18 protein-coding genes are annotated in these 20285 nt (G+C 62.1%); 9 read left to right on the plus strand and 9 right to left on the minus strand.

Translation table 11 applies throughout. The features are described 5' to 3' along the window. Window positions 1-393: 393 nt before the first annotated feature. Together GXB81_RS09625 and GXB81_RS09630 are read left to right on the plus strand one after the other, a co-directional pair. Entirely contained in the window at window positions 394-702 is a 309-nt protein-coding gene (locus GXB81_RS09625; protein WP_205988988.1) for a hypothetical protein, read from the plus strand. A gap of 1180 nt (window positions 703-1882) precedes the next feature. Beyond that, entirely contained in the window at window positions 1883-3109 is a 1227-nt protein-coding gene (locus GXB81_RS09630; RefSeq protein WP_167038928.1) for a DNA-binding protein, read from the plus strand. A 51-nt stretch (window positions 3110-3160) separates the two neighbouring features. Here the strand turns inward: GXB81_RS09630 and GXB81_RS09635 are convergent, their stop codons facing one another. From GXB81_RS09635 to GXB81_RS09645, 3 genes are all read right to left on the minus strand, one after another. Further along, window positions 3161-4243 carry a tyrosine-type recombinase/integrase gene (locus GXB81_RS09635; RefSeq protein WP_205988989.1) on the minus strand — a complete coding sequence of 361 codons (1083 nt, stop codon included), beginning with the start codon at window positions 4241-4243 and terminating at the stop codon, window positions 3161-3163. Window positions 4244-4363: 120 nt separating this feature from the next. After that, entirely contained in the window at window positions 4364-4777 is a 414-nt protein-coding gene (locus GXB81_RS09640) for a DUF2471 family protein (protein WP_205988990.1), read from the minus strand. Between the two features lie 131 nt (window positions 4778-4908). Beyond that, window positions 4909-5559, minus strand: a complete 651-nt coding sequence (locus GXB81_RS09645) for an XRE family transcriptional regulator (RefSeq protein ID WP_205989001.1) — start codon at window positions 5557-5559, stop codon at window positions 4909-4911. Between the two features lie 201 nt (window positions 5560-5760). Here GXB81_RS09645 and GXB81_RS09650 point away from each other — a divergent pair, with 201 nt between their 5' ends. After that, window positions 5761-6975 carry a glycine C-acetyltransferase gene (locus tag GXB81_RS09650; protein ID WP_167038935.1) on the plus strand — a complete coding sequence of 405 codons (1215 nt, stop codon included), beginning with the start codon at window positions 5761-5763 and terminating at the stop codon, window positions 6973-6975. A 28-nt stretch (window positions 6976-7003) separates the two neighbouring features. Next, the gene (gene tdh / locus GXB81_RS09655) at window positions 7004-8035 is read left to right on the plus strand and encodes an L-threonine 3-dehydrogenase (protein ID WP_167038937.1); all 1032 of its coding nucleotides are present in this window, start codon (window positions 7004-7006) and stop codon (window positions 8033-8035) included. Window positions 8036-8075: 40 nt separating this feature from the next. Here tdh and GXB81_RS09660 read toward each other — a convergent pair whose 3' ends face one another. Continuing rightward, the gene (locus GXB81_RS09660; protein WP_167038939.1) at window positions 8076-8726 is read right to left on the minus strand and encodes a YceI family protein; all 651 of its coding nucleotides are present in this window, start codon (window positions 8724-8726) and stop codon (window positions 8076-8078) included. Window positions 8727-8855: 129 nt separating this feature from the next. On the opposite strand from GXB81_RS09660, the gene GXB81_RS09665 reads away from it, so the two are divergent. From GXB81_RS09665 to GXB81_RS09675, 3 genes are all read left to right on the plus strand, one after another. Next, window positions 8856-9590 (plus strand): TetR/AcrR family transcriptional regulator, encoded by a 735-nt coding sequence (locus GXB81_RS09665; RefSeq protein WP_167038941.1) that lies wholly within the window; start codon window positions 8856-8858, stop codon window positions 9588-9590. A gap of 13 nt (window positions 9591-9603) precedes the next feature. Beyond that, window positions 9604-10083 (plus strand): nuclear transport factor 2 family protein, encoded by a 480-nt coding sequence (locus tag GXB81_RS09670; protein ID WP_167038943.1) that lies wholly within the window; start codon window positions 9604-9606, stop codon window positions 10081-10083. Window positions 10084-10326: 243 nt separating this feature from the next. Further along, window positions 10327-10845 (plus strand): hypothetical protein, encoded by a 519-nt coding sequence (locus tag GXB81_RS09675; RefSeq protein WP_167038945.1) that lies wholly within the window; start codon window positions 10327-10329, stop codon window positions 10843-10845. A gap of 310 nt (window positions 10846-11155) precedes the next feature. Here the strand turns inward: GXB81_RS09675 and GXB81_RS09680 are convergent, their stop codons facing one another. Next, window positions 11156-12355 (minus strand): succinylglutamate desuccinylase/aspartoacylase family protein, encoded by a 1200-nt coding sequence (locus GXB81_RS09680; protein WP_205988991.1) that lies wholly within the window; start codon window positions 12353-12355, stop codon window positions 11156-11158. 475 nt (window positions 12356-12830) lie between these two features. Here GXB81_RS09680 and GXB81_RS09685 point away from each other — a divergent pair, with 475 nt between their 5' ends. Beyond that, a complete protein-coding gene (locus GXB81_RS09685; protein ID WP_205988992.1) occupies window positions 12831-13028 on the plus strand; it encodes a hypothetical protein in 198 nt (65 codons plus the stop codon). Window positions 13029-13058: 30 nt separating this feature from the next. On the opposite strand, the gene GXB81_RS09690 is transcribed toward GXB81_RS09685, so the two are convergent. After that, window positions 13059-13718, minus strand: a complete 660-nt coding sequence (locus tag GXB81_RS09690) for a TetR/AcrR family transcriptional regulator (RefSeq protein ID WP_167038949.1) — start codon at window positions 13716-13718, stop codon at window positions 13059-13061. Window positions 13719-13856: 138 nt separating this feature from the next. Here GXB81_RS09690 and GXB81_RS09695 point away from each other — a divergent pair, with 138 nt between their 5' ends. Continuing rightward, complete coding sequence (locus GXB81_RS09695) at window positions 13857-15503, plus strand: acyl-CoA dehydrogenase family protein (RefSeq protein WP_205988993.1); 1647 nt, start codon at window positions 13857-13859, stop codon at window positions 15501-15503. Window positions 15504-15598: 95 nt separating this feature from the next. On the opposite strand, the gene GXB81_RS09700 is transcribed toward GXB81_RS09695, so the two are convergent. The 3 genes from GXB81_RS09700 to GXB81_RS09710 form a co-directional block, all read right to left on the minus strand. Beyond that, window positions 15599-17239: an NRAMP family divalent metal transporter gene (locus GXB81_RS09700; protein WP_167284113.1), complete on the minus strand. Its 1641-nt coding sequence runs from the start codon at window positions 17237-17239 to the stop codon at window positions 15599-15601. A gap of 1091 nt (window positions 17240-18330) precedes the next feature. Beyond that, window positions 18331-18735 (minus strand): BON domain-containing protein, encoded by a 405-nt coding sequence (locus tag GXB81_RS09705; RefSeq protein ID WP_205988994.1) that lies wholly within the window; start codon window positions 18733-18735, stop codon window positions 18331-18333. Window positions 18736-19516: 781 nt separating this feature from the next. Beyond that, window positions 19517-20275, minus strand: a complete 759-nt coding sequence (locus tag GXB81_RS09710) for an SDR family oxidoreductase (RefSeq protein WP_167038959.1) — start codon at window positions 20273-20275, stop codon at window positions 19517-19519. Window positions 20276-20285: the final 10 nt, after the last annotated feature.

Genomic DNA, 20285 nt, shown 5'->3' on the forward strand with positions numbered 1-20285 from the left:
CGTCCCTCTCACCATTGCCGGTGAAGTGAGTTTACGAAGCGCGGCTCACCTCGAACCACTCCCGAAAACCCTCACCTCAGCCGTCTGCCGCTAGGTTCGGGGTGTCCTTGCAGGTCGCGGCGTTTGCCGATCCGGACAGATTCGCAGTCCACGGGAACGGGGAGTTTTTGATCCCGAACTTCCTCACCTCAAAAAATTGCGGATTTTTTTGAGGCTGCGCGTAAACAAGAGGGACTCGGTGGCGTAACGACCGGGTGGCGAAGTCGCCCCTCCGCAGCTTTGTCACCGGCAGGATCGCGTCCAGCGGCGCAGACCCGACGCTTCAATGGCACCGATGCAAAGAAATGCGCTCAGCCCCCTCTCCAATGCTCTGCTCAAGCAGTCGCTTCCCGTTTGTTCGGCGTTGCGCTCGCAACTTCTCCGTTCACCCAAACGGCTCAAAACAATGGCCAAAGTCCATCGTCAACCGTGGGTTTCCTGCCGTTAACTCAGCCTCTCTTCCGCGATATCCCCGAAAAAGCTCACCTCGACGCCACTGAATCACGTGAGGTGATGCACGCTCAAGCCGCGCCAGCACCGACCTGCGCCGAAAAACTCTCCCGAAAAGTCTCACCTTTAGGTATTCCCGAGAGCGACGCGAGGTTGCCACGGAAAGTCCCGAAAAACCTCACCTTTGCCGACGGTCCAAATAATTATCAATGATTTCAGTAGGTTAGAGTAATCCACAAACGTTACCAATCGCCTCGATCTCCCGAAAATTCTCACCTCAAATCACTTTGGGACCTCGAAGGTCTCCCCGCTTACCGGCTCCAATCCTCCTGAAAAACCTCACCCGTGAAATCCAGTCTCCCATGGAGCCGGTAGATCGTAACGGCCATCAGACGGGCATCTCCAGCCGATGAACCTGATTTTTCTCCCGTATTTCCTCACCTTAACGTCCGAAAACCCTCGTAGCACTTCCCGAAAAGCCTCACCTTTAGCGAAATTGTCCGCCTGAGCAGCCTCGCAGATCGAGCCAAACGCTCACGTCCCGGATCCGCTCACCTTTCCGATCCTCGTGGCCACCAGCCAGTCAACGCCGCGGACAAATCTGGATTACAAAATCCGCTCCTGTCCTGTAAAAGCTCACCTTAGGGCTCCGAATGCTCAAAATTGAGGCAAAAACGACCTGCTGGCCCCGTAAAACCTCACCTTCAATCTGCATTTTCTCCCGACTCATCTCACCAATGGGGTTAACAGCCCAAAAACAACCCAGAAAATCAGTGCTCGCAAGACTCCCGAAAGCGCTCACCGTTGGGCCTGCCGGCCCAGGAAGAGCTTTTCGCGTGTGGCCGGGCGATTCACGGCGCCAGGCTCCCGCAAAACCTCACCTTTCGCCAAACCGCCCGTATACGTCGTTTCCTGAACTCGCTCACGTTCTGTCCCGGACCTTCTCACCAGGCTCCCCGAACCCCATCACTCGAGGTTCCCGCAGAATCTCACCACGTCTCCCGCAAAGCTTCACCTTGTCGGCTTGAACCCCCCGCCAGATAAGGGTTTGCCGAGGCGTTAACGTTTTTAACAAGGGTTCAAAGGTGTTTACTTTTATTACTCTCAAGCTTTTCCACCCCGCGAGCTTCCGAAACACTACATCCTCAATCCGCCAACGCTCGTGAAACAGTGCGCGATCATTGAAAAATCAATAAAAGCTCTTTCTTTACAAGAGCTTATTAGCTATTCTTCGTTTTGTTTCACGGAAATAAAACTGTCACGCAGGTTCAGCAGTGCTTTGCTCCCTCAAAAGCACATCTGTTTACCTCAATCCCCTCGTCACGGATAAATTGGTAGCAAACGCTACGTAAATTGTTATGATTCATCCAATTCGAGCAACATCGAGGTTGATATGAATCTGGATCAGGAACGGCAAACCATTCGGGACGAGCTTGAAGCCATGCGTGCCCAAGGCATGCGCCGGCAGGATCTTTCACTGCACGCCTGCAAGCGGCTCTTTTTCGATCTGGGCATTCGCCCGTCGATGGCTGCGGTTCGCGATCTGACACAAACCGGCAGCGCTAGCGACATTCCAAAAGACATCGATCACTTCTGGGAACGCATCCGCAATGTCTCGCGCGTCAAGGTCGGCGCCGGTGCGATCCCGAAAGCGCTCGAAGAACGTGCCGGCGAACTGCTCGGCGTGCTGTTTGAAGAAGCCGTGGCCGAGGCAAAAGCGGCACTCGATAGCGAACGCGAAGAAATCCATGCGCAAATCGGCGCTGCCGATCTGCGTACCCGCGACGCGGAAATTCGCCGTGACGCAGCCGATGAGGCCGTCAAACGCAGCGAAATGCGAGCCGAAGCCGCTTGGGAACGTGTCCGGGTGCTAGAAACCGAGCTATCGAGCGCGACCACGCACGGCAATATCCATCTCGAGGGATTGCAAGCGACCACGCGACGACTCGACCAGGAAAACGAGACGCTCCGCCAGCGTCTCGAAACCGAGCAAGCGACGAACGCAACGCTGCGCGACCGGATCGACGCACTACACGTCGAATTGCGGCAAAGCACCGAACACTATGCGCAGCAGATCAAGGACGCGGTTGCCGAGGCCGAGCGACGCGTCAAGCCGATGCTGGTCGAGCTCGATTCGCTGCGCAGCATGGCCGCGACCTATCAATCCGGTGTGCGCGACGCGAGCCGCAAGGAATTCGAGTTCATTCAGCAGATTGCCGCGGCCAAGGCTCGTGGGGACCGGCTCGACGCGCAATTGCGCGAACAGTCGGATGAGGTGGACACGTTGACCAGGGAAGTCGCGATGCTGCGCGGCCAGCAAGGTATCGACCCGGCGATCGCCGCCCTGCTTTGCTCGCTGGTCAACGCCGGCCGGCTCACGAACGAAGAGTTGAGCATGATCGGCACTGCGGCGGACGGTCACGTGACGTTGCCTGCGCGCTGCCCGAAATGCGAGGAAGGTGAGCCGGAGTTGTCGCAGGTCGATCACCGTTTCGAGCTGCTTTGCCCAGAGTGTGAGCATTCCTCGGGCCTCGGCGAATCAAGGCTGGCGGCGGTTAGCCAGTTTCTGTCAGACGCTGCGGCCGCACAGTCCACGCGAGCTGTCGATATCGTGCGATAGCGGATAAAGCGCTAAAGGTGAGGAAATCCGGGAGTCAAGAGGTGAGGACTTTCAGGGTGGGTTTTCTCCCGTTGTATTCGTCAAACGCCCGTCACGCCGAGGTGTCGACAAAGGTGCCGCTGCTGGATCCGGCACATTGGCGGCCGGCGAATCCTGCTGATCCATCCACGTTTGCCACGCGCGATACAGCCGGTTGGCGGACACCGCCTGCACGAAGCCGAGCCACTGACCGACCTGTTCGGCCTCGACCCCGCTTTCGAACAGGTCCGCCGCAAATGTGTTGCGCAAAGTCTGTGGACTCGCGCGCGACGTTCTCGATCCGGCGATTCCCGCAGCATCGACCAGCGCATCGACGGCGCGCAGCATCGTGGCTTTGTGCATCGGCCGCCCGGACGGCGCTGCGGGAAACACGAGATTGCCGGCCAGTTCCGTCAGACGTCGTTCGGCGAGCCACGCGTCGAGAATGGCCGTTGCGAATGGCGCAAGCCGTGTACGTCGCGTCAGCATCGGATTGGCCGACTCGATCGTGACCCACGGCGAACCCGCATTGACGCAACTAACCGTGAGGGATGCCGCCTCGCCGGTCTTCAGTCCACCGCCGAGAAACACGGCAATCAAGGCGCGATCACGCCGTTCTCTCCAGCGTTGCGCCGCCGACAAATCCGGCAATGGCGCAAACAGATGCGCGATCAAGGCGGTTCGCTCGGCATGCGTGAGAAAACCGGTCGGGTCATTATCGCGTGCATTGCGCCACGCAGCTTCGCCATCCTGAGCAATAAAGCGAGCTGGGTTGGTCGAGGCGGATTCGATCTCGCGAACGTGATCGAGTACGCGCTCGATCAGCCTTAAATAGCGGACTCGTTGCGTTTTCCGTATTTCGAGTCCAGCGACAAATTCGGCGATCGCGTGCGAGTCGACCGTGGCCAGGCTTTTTTGCTGCGTACCGAGCCAGTCGAGAAACTGTCCCCACTGCGCCTGATAGACCAACGCGGAAGAACGTCTGAAATGCTGCTTCGCTAGCCATGCGTCGAAAGCGATCTGAGGATCGAGACGCCAGTCTTCGCGCTGCTGATCGAAGAGATCGGTCGAAGGCGCGGGACGTGGGACAGGGTCGGACAGATGAGGAGGTGACATCGGTATTCTTTCCGTTAGTTGCGCCTTTGCTGTGCCTATTGTAGGCGGCAATGGACACCGGATCGGAACGCAAAACACAAACCGGAGCGAAAAGCCGAAGAAAATCAACCTGCTGCCGTATCACCCGCCCCAGGCACGCGCGCGTTTCAGTGTCATATCGCGCGGCACCGGTTGCGTGGCGGCGAGACGTGCCGCTTCCCGCGCCGCGTCTTCGTAGGCGTTAACGGCAAACGCAAACACTGCGGGCAGCGCATTGGACGAGCCGAAATCCACGGTGTCATCGGTTTCGGGATAGGGCAGATCGGATGGCCGCTCGAACAGGCCCAGCATCACGGCATCGTGCCGGCTTGCGAAGCCGAGATCGGCCAACGCCTCGGCTTCGATGGCATGCAGCAGACGCCACGTGAGCGGCACCTGTTTGACGATGTAGCGGGCCGCGATATTGCGCACGATATGTTCGAGATCGCGCGCGGCGGTCTGATAACGCAGCGCGGCCAGAGCTTGATCGGTAGGGTTCGCTTTCAGGTTGTTCATTATCGGCTCCAGTCGACAGATAATACTGTACAAACATACAGTATTGAGCGCAACCTCGGCCGAATGGCCTATTTCACCAACGGCCCGTCATCCGCTTGTCACCGGTCGCCCGATCTGCCGCGCCCCGCCGCTCAACCGTGAATCACGACCAGCAACGCTTTCGCCTCACCCTTGCCGGCATTGCGAATCGCATGCGGTTCGTCCGCGACATAGCGCGCGGTGTCCGCTGCCTTGAGCCGCTTCGTCGTACCGGCCGCCTCGACTTCGATCGATCCGTTCAGCACGGTCAGATGCTCGCGCGTGCCGGGTTCGTGGGCGTTCGACACGAGCGCTCCGCCCGGCTGTAGCGTCAACTCGTACCACTCGAACTTGCCGGCCAGCTCGATCGGCCCCCACACCCGCAATTGATATTTCGCATCATGGCCGCTCAAGGTCGGAATGTCGTGCGCGCCGGAGACCGCGATCGCTTCCGGCGCCTTCGGCGGCGCAAACAACGAATCGAGGTTCACGCCAAGCGCATTGGTGAGCCGCCACGCGACCGCGATCGTCGGATTGGCCTTGTCGCGCTCGATTTCCGACAGCATCGATTTCGACACGCCCGCCGCGCGCGACAGATCGTCGAGCGTCATGCGCCGCTCGGCGCGCAGCCGCTGAATCTGCTCGCCGACGCGCGGCGGTGCAGCATTGACCGGCGCCGCCGTCGTGCCCGCGGCGGACGCTGTTTGGGCCGTTGCCTTGCGCGCGGTGCGGCGGATACCCGAACTTGCCATTTCCTGACCTATCGTTTAGAGTTGTTCGATATACCGGATTTTAGTTCGAAAAAACGAAAATATCCGATAAAGCTGACAGCCGACTATAACAGGCCGCCTCGCTGCTGCACACGCCGTCGATGCGGACTATGCTGATGTCAAGCGCCGACGTTCAGTGCAGCGACTCAGCGCAGCGAGTCAGGTCGTCTCCTTCATCTCTCCGGAGTCTCGTTCATGCGTGACCAATGTGACCAGTACCTTGCCCATCTGCGCGGCACCCTCGCGCAGATCCGCGCCGATGGCTTTTACAAGAGCGAACGCGTGATCGCGAGTCCGCAATCGGCCGACGTGCGTCTTGCCGACGGCACGGACGTGCTGAATTTTTGCGCGAACAATTACCTCGGCCTCGCCGGCGACGCGCGGCTCATCGACGCCGCGAAAGCAGGGCTCGACAAGGACGGCTTTGGCATGGCGTCGGTGCGTTTCATCTGCGGCACGCAGACCGTGCACAAGCAACTCGAGGAAGCGCTCGCCGCGTTCCTGCAAACCGACGACTGCATTCTCTATTCGAGCTGTTTCGACGCGAACGGCGGCCTGTTCGAAACGCTGCTCGACGAAAACGACGCGATCATCAGCGACGAGCTGAATCACGCGAGCATCATCGACGGCGTGCGGCTGTCGAAGGCGAAGCGCTTTCGCTACAGGAACAACGATCTCGCCGATCTCGAAGCGCGCCTGAAGGAAGCCGACGCCGCTGGCGCGCGCTTCAAGCTGATCGCGACCGACGGCGTGTTCTCGATGGACGGCATCATCGCGAATCTCGCGGGCATCTGCGATCTCGCGGACCAATACGGCGCGCTCGTGATGGTCGACGACTCGCACGCGGTCGGCTTCATTGGCGAACACGGGCGCGGCACGCCCGAGCATGGCGGAGTGATGGCGCGCGTCGACATCATCACCGGCACGCTCGGCAAGGCGCTCGGCGGCGCATCGGGTGGCTACGTCGCCGCGCGCAAGGAGATCGTCGAATTGCTGCGGCAGCGCTCGCGTCCCTACCTGTTCTCGAACACGCTGACGCCGAGCATCGCCGCCGCTTCGCTGAAAGTGCTCGAATTGCTCGCGAGCGACGAAGGCGCGCGATTGCGCGCACGTGTGCGCGAAAACGGCGCGCATTTCCGCGGCAAGATGAGCGCGCTCGGCTTCACGCTCGTGCCGGGCGAACATCCGATCATTCCGGTGATGCTTGGCGACGCGCAACTCGCGGGGAAGATGGCCGACGCGCTGCTGAAGGAAGGCGTCTACGTGATCGGCTTTTCGTTTCCGGTCGTGCCGCGCGGCCGCGCGCGCATTCGCACGCAGATGAGCGCCGCGCATACGCCCGAACAGATCGATCGCGCCGTCGAGGCGTTCGCGCGCGTCGGCCGCGAACTTGGCGTGATCCCGGCCTAGTCGCCGCGCGATTCGAACGGAGACGCAAATGAAAGCATTGGCAAAACTCGAACGCGCACCGGGCCTCACGCTCACGGACGTGAAGAAGCCGGAAGTCGGCCATAACGACGTGATGATTCGCATCACGCGCACCGCGATTTGCGGCACCGACATTCATATCTGGAAGTGGGACGACTGGGCGCAAAAGACGATTCCCGTGCCGATGCACGTCGGCCATGAGTACGTGGGCGAAATCGTCGAGATGGGGCAGGAAGTGCGCGGCTTTGCGATCGGCGATCGCGTGTCGGGAGAAGGGCACATTACGTGCGGCTTCTGCCGCAACTGTCGCGCGGGGCGCCGTCACTTGTGCCGCAATACGGTCGGCGTCGGCGTGAATCGCGAGGGCGCGTTCGCCGAGTATCTGGTGATTCCGGCCTTCAACGCATTCAAGATTCCGCCGGAAATTTCCGACGATCTCGCCGCGATCTTCGATCCGTTCGGCAATGCGACGCACACGGCGCTGTCTTTCAATCTCGTCGGCGAAGACGTGCTGATTACCGGCGCGGGACCGATCGGCATCATGGCGGTCGCGATTGCGAGGCACGTCGGCGCACGCAACGTCGTGATTACCGACGTCAACGACTATCGCCTCGAACTTGCGCGCAAGATGGGCGCGACGCGCGCGGTGAACGTGTCGCGCGAATCGCTGCGCGACGTGATGCACGATCTGCATATGACAGAAGGCTTCGACGTCGGCCTCGAAATGTCGGGCGTGCCGAGCGCCTTCACGGGCATGCTCGAAGCGATGAACCACGGCGGCAAGATCGCGTTGCTCGGCATTCCGCCCGCGCAAACTGCGATCGACTGGACCCAGGTGATCTTCAAGGGCCTCGAAATCAAGGGCATTTATGGGCGCGAGATGTTCGAGACCTGGTACAAGATGGTCGCGATGCTGCAAAGCGGCCTCGATCTGTCGCCGATCCTCACGCACCATTTCAAGGTCGACGATTATCAGCAGGCCTTCGCGACGATGCTCTCCGGCGAGAGCGGCAAGGTGATTCTCGACTGGACCGCCGCCTGAGCGAGCACGGCGCAGTTCGATTGACCGACGCCCGCGGCGCTTACGCGCCTGCGGGCGTTTTCACGAATTCGGCCTGAATGCGCACGTGAATGTCGTCGCCGACGGCCGGATACCACGTCGCCAAACCGAACTTCGCGCGGCTGAAATGGCCGTCGGCGGAAAAGCCGAGCGTGTCTTTCTTCGTCAGCGGATCGGGTGCGAAGCCGTTGAACGTGACGTCGAGCGTTACCGGTTGCGTGACGCCGCGTATCGTCAGATTGCCGCTCAGCGTGCCGCGCGCGTCCCCTGTGCGCTCGAAACGCGTGCTCGCGAAGCGAATCTCCGGATAGCGCGACACGTCGAGCATGCTGTCGCTCTTCACCATCCTGTCGAGCAGCGGCACGTTCGTGTCGATGCTCGCGGCGTCGATCGTGACCGATGCCGTGCTGCGTTCGAGGCCGCCCTCGTTCCAGTCGAGTTGCCCCTGCTTGCGATCGAAGCGCATCGTAAAGCGCGAGTACTTGAAGTGATCGACGTCGAACGTGATGCTCGTGTGATCCGGGTCGATGTCGTAGCGGCCGACCGGCACGCGCGCTTCGTTCCGGCTGACCGAATGCGTGAGCACCTGCACCGGCGTGCAGGCCATCGCAGTGAGCAGCGTGACGCCGAGCAGCGCCCGCATCCATGCGGTGCGAACAGAAGAGGAGTTCATCGAAGCCGTTCCGGTTGAGCGATCTTCGTCACGATAGCAGCAAGCGCAGCCTGCGCGCGGAAACTCCATAACGATCACACAGGGTCGGAAAAACTTGACGAAGGAGAATGATCGTTCTACCTTTCGTCCATGACACGCGAAACCCTTAGCGACCCGACACCGACCGGCCAGGCGCGCGAGCGTCTGCTCGATGCGGCCGAAGCGCTGATTTACGCCGGCGGCATCCACGCAACCGGCGTCGACGCGATCGTGCGGCAATCCGGCACCGCGCGCAAAAGCTTCTACACGCATTTCGAATCGAAAGATGCGCTCGTGGCGGCTGCGCTCGAACGGCGCGACGAACGCTGGATGAACTGGTTTATCGCCGGCACGCAGCGGCGCGGCAAGACTGCGCGCAAACGCCTGCTCGGCATGTTCGACGTGCTGCGCGAATGGTTTGCTTCGGCAGATTTTCATGGCTGCGCGTTTCTGAACGCGGCCGGCGAGATCGCTTCCGCCGACGACCCGATCCGGATCGTCGCGCGCCAACACAAGGAGCGTCTGCTCGATTTCGTGCGGACCGAGTGCGCGGCGTTCTCGGCGGAATCGGCTATGGATACGCGCCGCGTTGCGCGTCTCGCGAGGCAGTGGCTCGTTCTGCTCGACGGCGCGATCGCGGTCGCGCTCGTGAGCGGCGAGGCAGACGCCGCGCTCGATGCGCAGACGGCCGCGAAAACCTTGCTCGATGCGCAAGCGGGTTTTGCCGCGAAGCCGGCGGCGAACACAGCAGTGAAATCGGAAGCAAAGCCGCCAGCAAAGCCGGCCGCGAAATCAGCACACGCTCCCCCAACCCAACGACCGCCATCCCGGCGCACCGCTACCTGAATGAGGAACCCTCATGGCCGATACGACCGAAACCCGCCCGCCGCTGCCGCCGTTCACGCGCGACACCGCGATCCAGAAAGTGCGCGCCGCGGAAGATGCCTGGAACACCCGCGAGCCCGAACGCGTCTCGCTGGCCTATACGACGGATAGCATCTGGCGCAATCGCGCCGAATTCGTTCATGGGCGCGCGGAGATCGTCGGCTTTCTGCGCCGCAAGTGGGAGCGCGAACTCGACTATCGCCTGATCAAGGAGCTGTGGGCGTTCACCGACAATCGCATTGCGGTGCGCTTCGCGTATGAATGGCACGACGATTCGAACAACTGGTTTCGCTCGTACGGCAACGAGAACTGGGCGTTCAACGAGCATGGCCTGATGGCGCGTCGCCATGCGAGCATCAACGATCTGCCGATTCGCGAGGCCGATCGCCTGTATCGCTGGCCGCTCGGGCGCCGTCCCGACGATCATCCGGGCCTGTCGGACCTCGGTCTGTAAGCGTCTCGCCAGCGTTCATCGCCGACGGCGCGTTCGCCACGCGCCGCGGATTCACCGCTTTGCCATCGGTTCTCCGTTATCGTTGCGGTTTTGGCTGCGGGCGCGTGCTGTGCCCGCAGTCGAGTAGATCCTCAAGCAGGTCCTCAACATCGCCCGCGCGGGTTGAGGTACAGTGCGCGACGGGCGGCAAACAGACCGTCGGAACATCGATGACCCCGGCGCTCGACCGGTGGCGGAGAAGACATGCACTTTCGGCAGATGAACAAAAATATCCGGCGTATCGCCGTGGCACTCGTGACGAGCCTGGCGGCGGCCACCGCCGCGCATGCGAGCAGCTGGTGCGAGGGGGGCATATGGGCCGACGCGATGCTCGGCTCGTATCACATCGATCCCGATCCCGGCACCGATTTCGAACAGTTCAACCCCGGCCTCGGCGTCGAATGCTGGCTGAACAACCAGTGGGCGCTGACGATAGGCGGCTTTCGCAACTCGCTGCGCCGGCCGTCCTACTATGGCGGCGGCGTCTGGGCGCCCGAGTTCGCGCACTGGGGCATCGTGCGGCTCGCGGCGATCGGCGGGATCATCTCGGGCTACAACTACGGCAACTGGGGGCTCGGCCGCAATCACACGATCGGGCCAGTGGTCGCGCCGATCGTGATGGTCGAATACAAGCGCGTCGGCGCGAACTTCATCGTGGTGCCGCCGATCCCTTCGGACCATCTACCGTTTACGATTGGATTTCAGGTGAAGTTCAAGTTTTGAGCGGGAGATAACCGGGACGTGTTCCGGTTATCCGTGGGCGCAGCCAGCCATTGGCAAAGGTGAGGCTTTTCGGGAGCGTGCCGTAGGCTGGACGGCGAGCCAAGGGGTCAATGGCCCGACAACCTGCTTTCCGGTGTGGATGCAACTCCTGGAAATCCTCACCATTCTGAAAAATGCGCCCGGTTCGGTATCGCCATCTCCTGGAATTCCTCACCATCCTGGAAGAACTCACCTTGAGCGGCGAGTTCACCCATCCCCTGGAAATCCTCACCATTCGCGACTCAGGCGCGCCGGTCCACTTCGACTCGCGTTACTCGGAATAATCCTCGGGATTCTCCCGCCCCGCACTCTGATAGAGCACCATCACGAGAGGAATGCCGGGTTCCGCCGTCGCATCCGTACGATACCCCGTCACTTCGCCGGCGACCCCGCTCGTATACTCCGCGACCACTTCGCCGAACGTGTTGCGCTGGATCGCCACCTTCTGCCCGGCCGTGACCTTCTCGTTCAGCTTGACCAGCAGTTCGACGAAGCCGCCGTGCGTCGTGAGGACCGTGTGCGCGCTATTGCCGACGAAGATGCCGACGTCGCGGCCGGTCTTCCCGATCGGGCCCGGCACGACGCCATAGCGCTTGAGCACGTTCATCGTGCCTTCGACAAACTGCGGAATCATGTTGAGGTCGATGATGCGCGCGGCGCCGATCTCCGGCGTGATCGCGGGAATGCCCACGTCGATCAGCGCGTTCGCAAGCAGCGTGGGATACGCGGGGTTGTCGAAGATCTGCGTGATCGGAAACAGCTCGGCCATCGCGCGCGCTTCCGGCAACTCCATCCGCGCGAGATTGAACGAGGTCAGGTCCATACCGGTCGTGCCGGTGTGAAAGTCGATCGCGTAGTCGGCGTTCGGCCGCAGCAAGCGGTTGAATAGCAGTCCCGCGTGCCGGCTCGGCGCACTCGCGCCATTCTCGTTGCCCGGCCATTCGCGGTTGATGTCGATGAGATCGAGGCCTCGCCCCGAGTTCGGCCATCTGCGTTCCATCGCTTCGAGCGCGGGGCGCGACACGTCCAGCACCGCGAGCACCGTGCCCGACATCTGGGCCGGATCGAGCTGGCTCACGACGCTTTGTATCGTATGCACGGGGCTGATCTCATCGCCATGCACGCCGCTCACGAGCACCACGCGCTTGCCCGGTTTCGCACCACGCACGACGATTACCGACACGTACCAGTGCTGGCCCGTCGGCATCTGCACGCCCTGAAAATAGAACATATGCTTCGCGCCGCTCGGCAGGTCGTTGACGTCGAGCGAGCTGATGACCTTCTTGCCGTCTATCACGTCGCCGGTGTAGACCGTGCCCCGGTGCGCGCCCGTCCCGGCGGCCGGCGCATTCGCGTTCTGCGCGTACGCGGTGCCGGCCTGCGCGACGAGCGCGGACGATGCGCCGACCAGCGCAATGGCCGTCTTCATGAAGTTGCGTCGATCGACACCGTCTTTTGATTCGTTCTGCATGGCGAAGGATCCTTATGTTGTGTGCAGGCGTGGCCTGTTCTGATCGCAACGAATTCAACCGCGCTGATGCTGGCCGTTCTTTTCCTCGTGTTCGCGGAAGATCATGACGCCGGCGACACTGATCGCGCTGCAGCCCATCACGTACCATGCGGGCGCATAGAAGCTGCCCGATCAGCGCCATAGACCGAGCACGATGAGTTGTGCGAAACCACCGAAGAGCGTCACGTCCATAGCATAGATGACCCCGAGCGATGTTGCACGTACGTCGGGGCTGAAGGCCCTCAAAATAGGAACAAATGCGGCGGGACTGGAGAGCGTCATTAATCCGACCAGCAATGCGACGATACTGGTGATCAGTTAGGTCGACGGAAATTTGTGAATTGTGTGAAATGCCAGCGGCAGCAGCACGCAGGTGCCGATCGACGTCACGTACACGAGTGTCTTGTGGTTTTGTACGCAATTGATCAGGAGTCCAGTGAAAGTCGAGCCGACCTTCCGGCTCGACATGGCGCGTTACAAGATTGCGACATTGCGCCTCGTGGAGTCGTTTCCCGGCACGACCGTATCGACGGTGGTGCGCGGCGATCGTCCTTTGACGTCGGCGGCGCAGCGCGTTCTATCCTGTTTCGAAGACGTGGTGCGGCAGTTCGCGCACGAACGCGGCAGGCGCTAATGCATTGATGCGCACACCAGGGCGGAGCCGTCAGAACTCGAAGCGATAAAGCCGATAGGCGCGCGGCGCGATCAGCGAAAGATACCCATGCACGGCGGTGCGCAGCAAACGACGCAGCGCCGCCACGTCGTGAGGAGCCGGGCGCGTCATCAGCGCCTGCGAGACGAGACCGTAGATCGTCGCGTGTACCGCGAACGCGGCATCTTCCGTCGGCGCATCGGCGGGCCAGTCGGGCGCCGAGGCAAGCAGGCCGGCCCATAGCCGCACGAACTCCGCGTAAAGCTTGCGGTAGGCATCGATGCCGGAAACCCGGCGTTCGAGTTGAAAGAGCGTCGACCACTGTTCGGGTTCCGCGAGCGGCGCGCGAATCTGCGCGTTCAGCAGGGCATCGGCTCGCGCGGGCAATGCTTCGTCGCGCGTGGCCGGAATGCATTCGCTCATTTCGATGGCGATCCGCTTGATGCGCAGATGAATGCACACCGCCGCGAGTGCTTCCTTGCTGGCGAAATATTCATAGAAGCTGCCGATACCGACGCCGGCCGCCGTCGTCACCTGGCGGATCGATACCTTGTCGTAGCCGTGCTCGACCAGAAGCTGAACAAAGGCCTGCTGAATCGCCTCGGCCGTGGCGAGCGCGCGCGATTGCGCGGGCTTGCGGCGCGTGGTTTTGACGGGGAGCGGTTCCTTCATGTCGGCGAATCCGAACACTCGCGCCGAAGCGCGTCCCTATACTGGGTAACCAGAAAAAAGCCCGCGCGGCAAGCGTACAGGTTCGTCGATGACGGATCGACCTTGGACCGATCGGGGCACCTTGAAAAGGAGCCGCTCATGAACTGGAACACCCATGAGGTGACGAATGTCGTGCCGGAGTTGGCCGATTATAACCTCTACACCACGGACCTCGCTCTGCGCGAAGCGGTGCAACGCGCGGGTGCGCAGGCGCACGAATCCGAACTGAGCGACTACGGCGAGCGGCTCGGCAGCGCGCAAACGCTGCGCATGGCCGAGGACGCGAATCACTTCAAACCCGAACTTCACACCTTCGATCGCCAGGGACATCGCATCGATCGCGTCGAGTTTCATCCCGCGTGGCATGGCCTGATGAAGATGCTGCGCGAACAGAATCTCGTCTCGCAACCGTTCTCCGATACGCGGCCCGGCGCATGGGCTGCGTACGCGGCCGGTTTTTCGATGCACGGACAGATCGAGGCCGGCTCGCAGTGCCCGACCTCGATGACCTTCGCGAGCATCCCCGTGTTGCGCCAGGAGCCCGGGTTGTTCGAGCAGTTGATGCCGAAACTCTATTCGCGCAGCTACGACGCGCGCGATCTGCCACTCGAACAGAAGACGTCGATGCTGGTCGGCATGGGCATGACCGAGAAGCAGGGTGGCTCCGACGTGCGCGCGAATACTACGCACGCCGTGCCGGTGCGTGGCGAGGGGCGAGGCGGCGAATACGAGATCGTCGGTCATAAATGGTTCATGTCCGCGCCGATGTGCGATGCGCATCTCGTGACCGCGCGCACCGAAAACGGCCTGTCGTGCTTCTTCGTGCCGCGCTACCGGCCGGACGGCAGCAAGAACGCCGTGCAGATCCAGCGTCTGAAGGACAAGGTCGGCAACCGCTCCAATTCGAGCAGCGAAGTGGAATTCCTCGGCGCGTGGGGGCGCATGATCGGCGAGGAAGGGCGCGGTATTCCGACCATTATCGAAATGGCGTCCTATACGCGGTTGAACTGCGTGATGGGCAGCGCGGGTACGATCCGCCAGGCCGTGGTGCAGGCGATTCACCATGCGCGCGAGCGTCACGCGTTCGGCAAGCGCCTCGCGGAACAGCCGCTGATGCGCAACGTGCTGGCCGACATGGCGCTCGAAAGCGAAGCCGCGACGCAGCTGATGATGCGCCTCACGCAGGCGTTTGCGCTCGCGGACCATGATCCGCTGCAGCACGCCTATAAACGGATCGTGACGCCCGCCGCGAAATTCTGGGTGGCCAAACGCAGCATCGAACTGTCGGCCGAAGCGATGGAAGTGTTCGGCGGCAACGGCTACATGGACGAAAGCCCGATGGGTCGGCTTTATCGCGAGGCGCCCGTGATCTCGATCTGGGAAGGATCGGGCAGCGTGATGGCGCTCGACATGCTGCGCGCGATCAGCCGCGATCCCGCCGCGCTAGCCGCGTTGATCGACGATATCCGGCCGATCTGCCACGGCGAGGCGCGCCTGCGCCCGCATATCGAGGCGCTGGCCGGCGCAGCCGGTGCGGGGACCGCGATGCACGAAGCGGCCGCGCGCCGCGAAGCGCAGCGCCTGATTCTGCTCGTGCAGGCGTGCCTGCTGCGCGAGCACGCGCCGACCTACGTCGCGGACGCGTTCATCGCAAGCCGCTTCGACGCGCAGTGGGGCCGCGTGTTCGGCACGTTGCCGGAACATGGGCAACAGGCGCGGATCGTCGAGCGGGCATGGCCTGTGTGATTGCGTTTCCACAGGCTGGCGATGATGCGCAACGCGGCTCCCGTAAATCCTCACCGTTAGCGCATCTCCTGGAACTACTCACCATTCGCGCGGCTTCACAATGCCATCTGCACGACCTTCACGATGACGAGGCCGATCGCGAGCAGCAGATAAGCGCGCAGCACGCCCATCCACATGCGCTTCGCCAGCGTCAGATTCGGCGGCGGCAATTCGTCGAGCGCGGGCATGCGCCAGGCGTTGCGCGCCTCTTTCGAATAGACCGGCGACGGTTCGGCCACGGGCTCGCCGCGCAGCTTGCGGATGCCGAGCGCCGCGCCATAACCGGTCACGGCGAGCAGCGTGCCGCCCACGAGCATTTCGATAATCGTTTTGCCGGCCATGTCCGGATAGATCACCGACGCGGTCAGGATGATCGACAGCATCACGAGTACCCAGACGACAGCGCCCGTAAACAGATTCAGCTTTTTCGAATTGGCCCACGGACCGAGCACCGCGCGGTCGTTGCAAAGCAGCAGCAGGAACACGGTCGCGCTCGGCAGCAGCACGCCGGCCAGCGTTTGCACCGCTTCAGTCAGAAGACCGAGCGGGCTGCCCGGAATCAGCACGAGCGCCGCGGCCGCCGCGACGATAACGAAGTACACGAGATAGAAGCCCTTCGCGTCCGAGACGCTGCGATGCAGCGAGTGACGGATCTTGAACACGTCGCCGATCGCATAGGCGGTGGATAGCGACACGGCCGCCGCGCCGATCACGCATGCGTCGAACAACGCGATCGCAAACAGCACCGCCGAGGTGCGTCCCGCGTATTTTTCGAGTCCCGCGATGACGCCGCCCGCATCGGTGAAGTTGCCGAATTCGGGCCGGCCGTCGAACAGCGCCGCGCTGAACGAAATCATCGCCACCGCGCCGATCAGCACGAACACGATACCGATCCACAGGTCGGCCTTTTCGTAGTTCATGAAGCGCGGCGTGATGCGTTTGTCGATCACGTAACTCTGCTGGAAGAACAATTGCCACGGCGCGACCGTCGTGCCGACGATGCCGATCACGAGCAGCATCACGTCGGAGAGCTTCGAGTGGGCGGGCCAGTTCGGAATGAAGAAGTCACGCGCCATCTGGCTGACGGGCGGATGAATCGACACGAGCACCGGCACGAGCAGCAGGCTCAACACGCACAGCACGACCGCGAAGCGTTCGAAGCGGCGGAAGTCGCCCGTGCTGACGGCGGCCATCGTGAGGGCCGCGGCGATGCACACGCCCGCGATCTTCGAGACGCCGAAGAAGTCGAGCACGAACGTGATGCCGATAAACTCGGTCACGATGGTCAGCGCGTTGAGAATGAACAGATCGACGACGCTGAACGCCCCCCAGAACTTGCCGAAGCGCTCGAAGATGAGGCGCGCATGGCCGACGCCGGTGACCGCGCCGAGGCGTAGCACCATCTCCTGATTGACGTAGAGCACGGGTACGAGCAGCAGCATGGTCCACAGCAGCGTCGTGCCGTAGTTCTGACCTGCCTGGGTATAGGTGCCGAAGGCGCCGGCATCGTTGTCGCCGACCATCACGATGAGCCCCGGACCGAGGATCGCGAGCAGCGTGCGCACGCGCGCCCACCAGTTGGTGCGTGGCGCGACGTCATGATGCGCGATCGTGCCGAGCGCGCCCTTGATGTCGCCGACGTGCGCCGAATCGAGCACGGCGCTGCGGGCGGAGGAAAGGTTGGTGGGCGTGGACATGACGTTCTTCCCTGGTTGTGTTTATAGACGGCGACATGCGTGCTCCGGCATACGCAAGGACATGGGCAGCGTGCGAGTCGAGTGCTGGCTGAGCCGCTTGCGTATGACGGAAGAATCGCGAAACGCTACGAAAGATGAAGAACGCGTGCTTTCAGACGGCGCCAGAACGGCACGAAAGCATGTGTTTCGCGGACGTGCAGCATGAGCAGGCTGTCGTAATGGACGCGCGACTCCTGTACGTGCGGGAGCCGCGAGAGAAGGAGGCCGAATTGCATGATATTTCTCCGTGCGTTGCATGCAACGCGCTGGGCGGAAAGCCAGCAGACACGGAGGCCGCGCGTATCGACGCGGCGGTGGCGGTCTACTCGCTTTCCTCAGTTAAAAGAAGCGGTAAGCGGCATAAGGGATAACTGTCACTGTCTGTCATGGCGGCTCCTTGCTGGCTGGTTTCTCTCTGCCATCGCGGCGCGCATTCGGGACGCGCGCCCGCGACAGGCGTGTTTATTCTCGCGTCCGTGCGCGTTCCGTCGAACTGACGAAACGCGTGCGAACACGCACGCGAGCCTGATGCTCGCGATACAAAGCCGCGTCAGCGTATGGACGCGATCAGACGCGTCGATCCGTATGGCGCGGATATAACATTAACCAGGGTGCACGGGGAGTTGCTGCGACGCGCACCGTCTGCCTGCTGGCAAGACGGCGGCTAGGAAAGGAAGCTCGGACGTCCTGCCGTTCAGGCAGCGAATCTGTTCGAAAGTCGACTACTGCAGGTGTCCAAGGCACGAGCCTCACTAGTGAATATTCCTGAATTCTAGGGGGCGTATTTGGGCAAGGTCAATCGGTTTCTTAAGCAGAGCAGAAAAAAGTGTGCTGCGAGCAACGCAGTGCTTTCGGATTGAAAGACCGGATGAGAACCGGAGGATTTCAGCGAAGCGGATCGTGCCCGCGTTGACCGGTGCGAAGGAAGGCGGCTGCGCGATTGACGCGGAAGGGACAAAGCAGAGGGAGTCAGGCAGAGGAAGTAAAGCGGAGACATTCGGCGCTCACGAAGGCGGCATCGGTTTCATCCGACCGATGCCGTCTCGTTCGACTCAATGACCCGAGCCGCGCCTCGTTCGCACGGTCAGTCGGTTCGACACCGCTCTCACGCCTTGAACCGATCTTGCGGCGCTGCCGGCCCGTTCGATCTGCGAGCGCTGCGGCACCGAGCCGGTCAATGTCACGAAGGCATGACGCGACTCGACGTGAATGCTCGCCGAATTTAATCCCGGTGTGCGCGTGAAGGCGCGGCGAACGTCGCGGACCAACTGGGTATCCGATCTGTTTCGACGTGGAGCTGGAGCCGCCACCCCCGGCCGGCTTTGCATCGGCATGTTTTGCGCCGACATGTCGCCCGGTGTGCCGCCGGGCGTTTGCGCGTTCGCATAGGTCACGCAAGTCGCGAAGGTCATCGCGAACATCGCGCCGAGTATTCTGCTCGCGCCGTTTGTTTTCATTCTTCCTCCTTTGCCGGTTTGTCAGGAACTGCTGTTCGAGCCGCATGCTGTCAATGGGGAAGAGGCGGCGCCACGCGCTGCCGCCTCGAGACGAGTGTTCGACCGTCTCGTCCGATTATATGCCGCGACGACTGTGCGAATAAGGCATCGACGGGGGGGTTATGCGGCCGTGCCGGTTGCCCTGCTCGCGGCGCGATCCGCGCTGCATGACCGACAGGTGAGAAGATTCGGGAGCTGGCGCGGTGAGAATCGGCGCACCTGTACGCGCACTGCAAATCTGGAGGTGAGGGTTTTCGGGGAACGTCCGCGCATGGTTCCCGGCCAGCGCTCGAACCCGCCGAATACACGAATAAACCGCACGGCAAGATGATTCCGGCAGCACACGTATCGCGGCTGTCACGCTCAAAGGTGAGGATATTCAGGAGCCGAGTGATACGAAGCGGCTATGCATTCCTTGCAAATGCGTAATCCGCTCGGGAAAAACAGCCTGTGCTAAGGCGCGTGCGTCACGTAACCCGTTGAATGTCCAGGCGATATTGCCTCGGCCTTTATCAAAGGTGAGGGTTTTCGGGAATGGCGTATGCCGTGCGTGGCGCACTGGCCGTGAGCCTGCATTTATCCCGCTACGGCCCTCAAGGTGAGCGTTTTCGGGAGCAACGGCGGGGACTATTTGCGTCGATCCGCTGCTGCTCCGTGCTAAAGGTGAGAATTTTCGGGAGCGTCGATGCTGCCGATTGCTGCCCGTTACTGCCGAGTGCGGCCATGGCAACCGCTGCACCGACTACGCCTGCTTCACGATCTCGCGAATATCCGCGACCGGCGTTTGACCGAATGCATCGCTGAGCGCGTAGTCGATCAACTGCGTCGCGCATTGCTCGGGCGTCGACAGTTGGCCGTTGCGTTTGAGGTCTTCGAAACGCGCGCGCATCGGGAACTGTTCTTCGCCGCTGCCGCGAATCTGCGCCTGCATGTCCGTATCGATCACGCCCGGCGCGAGACTGCAGATGCGCAGCGCGCGATTCGCGTCGAGTGCAACGGCGCGCGCGTGATGATCGAGCGCGGCCTTCGTCGCGCAGTAGATGCTCCAGCCCGGATACGCATTGCGCGCCGCGCCGCTCGAAATATGCACGATGCGCCGGTCGCTCGCCTCGACGGCCGCGGCGGCGAGCGCGCTCGCGAGCATCAGCGGCGTGGCGATGTTGAGGTTCACCGCGTCCGCGATGCTGGCCGGGTCCTGTCCTTCGATCGGACCGATCGGCTGCACCATGCCCGCGTTATTGATGAGCAGCACCGTTTGCGCGCCGCTCGCGAAGCGGCGCAATGCGTCGGTGGCGAGCCATTGCGCGACGCGCGCGGGGTCGGCCAGCGGCAGTTCGATCTCTTCGAGCTGCGCGGCGAATCGCGCTTTCAGCGCGGCGTGCCGCGAGCGCGACAGACCCAGCACCGCGACGCCGCGCGCGAGCAGTTGTTCGGCGAGCGCCGCGCCGAGGCCGCGCGTATGGCCGGTGACGATCGCGCGAATCGGAGAAGAGGAAGTCATGTCGTTCCTT

Origin of the sequence: Paraburkholderia sp. Ac-20336 (genome assembly GCF_017105025.1) — a bacterium.
Classification (GTDB): domain Bacteria; phylum Pseudomonadota; class Gammaproteobacteria; order Burkholderiales; family Burkholderiaceae; genus Paraburkholderia.

Coding starts and splice junctions, on each gene's coding strand:
- GXB81_RS09630 (WP_167038928.1), top strand. CDS start 1,883: ATGAATCTGGATCAGGAACGGCAAACCATTCGGGACGAGCTTGAAGCC.
- GXB81_RS09635 (WP_205988989.1), bottom strand. CDS start 4,243: ATGTCACCTCCTCATCTGTCCGACCCTGTCCCACGTCCCGCGCCTTCG.
- GXB81_RS09640 (WP_205988990.1), bottom strand. CDS start 4,777: ATGAACAACCTGAAAGCGAACCCTACCGATCAAGCTCTGGCCGCGCTG.
- GXB81_RS09650 (WP_167038935.1), top strand. CDS start 5,761: ATGCGTGACCAATGTGACCAGTACCTTGCCCATCTGCGCGGCACCCTC.
- tdh (WP_167038937.1), top strand. CDS start 7,004: ATGAAAGCATTGGCAAAACTCGAACGCGCACCGGGCCTCACGCTCACG.
- GXB81_RS09660 (WP_167038939.1), bottom strand. CDS start 8,726: ATGAACTCCTCTTCTGTTCGCACCGCATGGATGCGGGCGCTGCTCGGC.
- GXB81_RS09665 (WP_167038941.1), top strand. CDS start 8,856: ATGACACGCGAAACCCTTAGCGACCCGACACCGACCGGCCAGGCGCGC.
- GXB81_RS09670 (WP_167038943.1), top strand. CDS start 9,604: ATGGCCGATACGACCGAAACCCGCCCGCCGCTGCCGCCGTTCACGCGC.
- GXB81_RS09675 (WP_167038945.1), top strand. CDS start 10,327: ATGCACTTTCGGCAGATGAACAAAAATATCCGGCGTATCGCCGTGGCA.
- GXB81_RS09680 (WP_205988991.1), bottom strand. CDS start 12,355: ATGCAGAACGAATCAAAAGACGGTGTCGATCGACGCAACTTCATGAAG.
- GXB81_RS09690 (WP_167038949.1), bottom strand. CDS start 13,718: ATGAAGGAACCGCTCCCCGTCAAAACCACGCGCCGCAAGCCCGCGCAA.
- GXB81_RS09695 (WP_205988993.1), top strand. CDS start 13,857: ATGAACTGGAACACCCATGAGGTGACGAATGTCGTGCCGGAGTTGGCC.
- GXB81_RS09700 (WP_167284113.1), bottom strand. CDS start 17,239: ATGTCCACGCCCACCAACCTTTCCTCCGCCCGCAGCGCCGTGCTCGAT.
- GXB81_RS09705 (WP_205988994.1), bottom strand. CDS start 18,735: ATGAAAACAAACGGCGCGAGCAGAATACTCGGCGCGATGTTCGCGATG.
- GXB81_RS09710 (WP_167038959.1), bottom strand. CDS start 20,275: ATGACTTCCTCTTCTCCGATTCGCGCGATCGTCACCGGCCATACGCGC.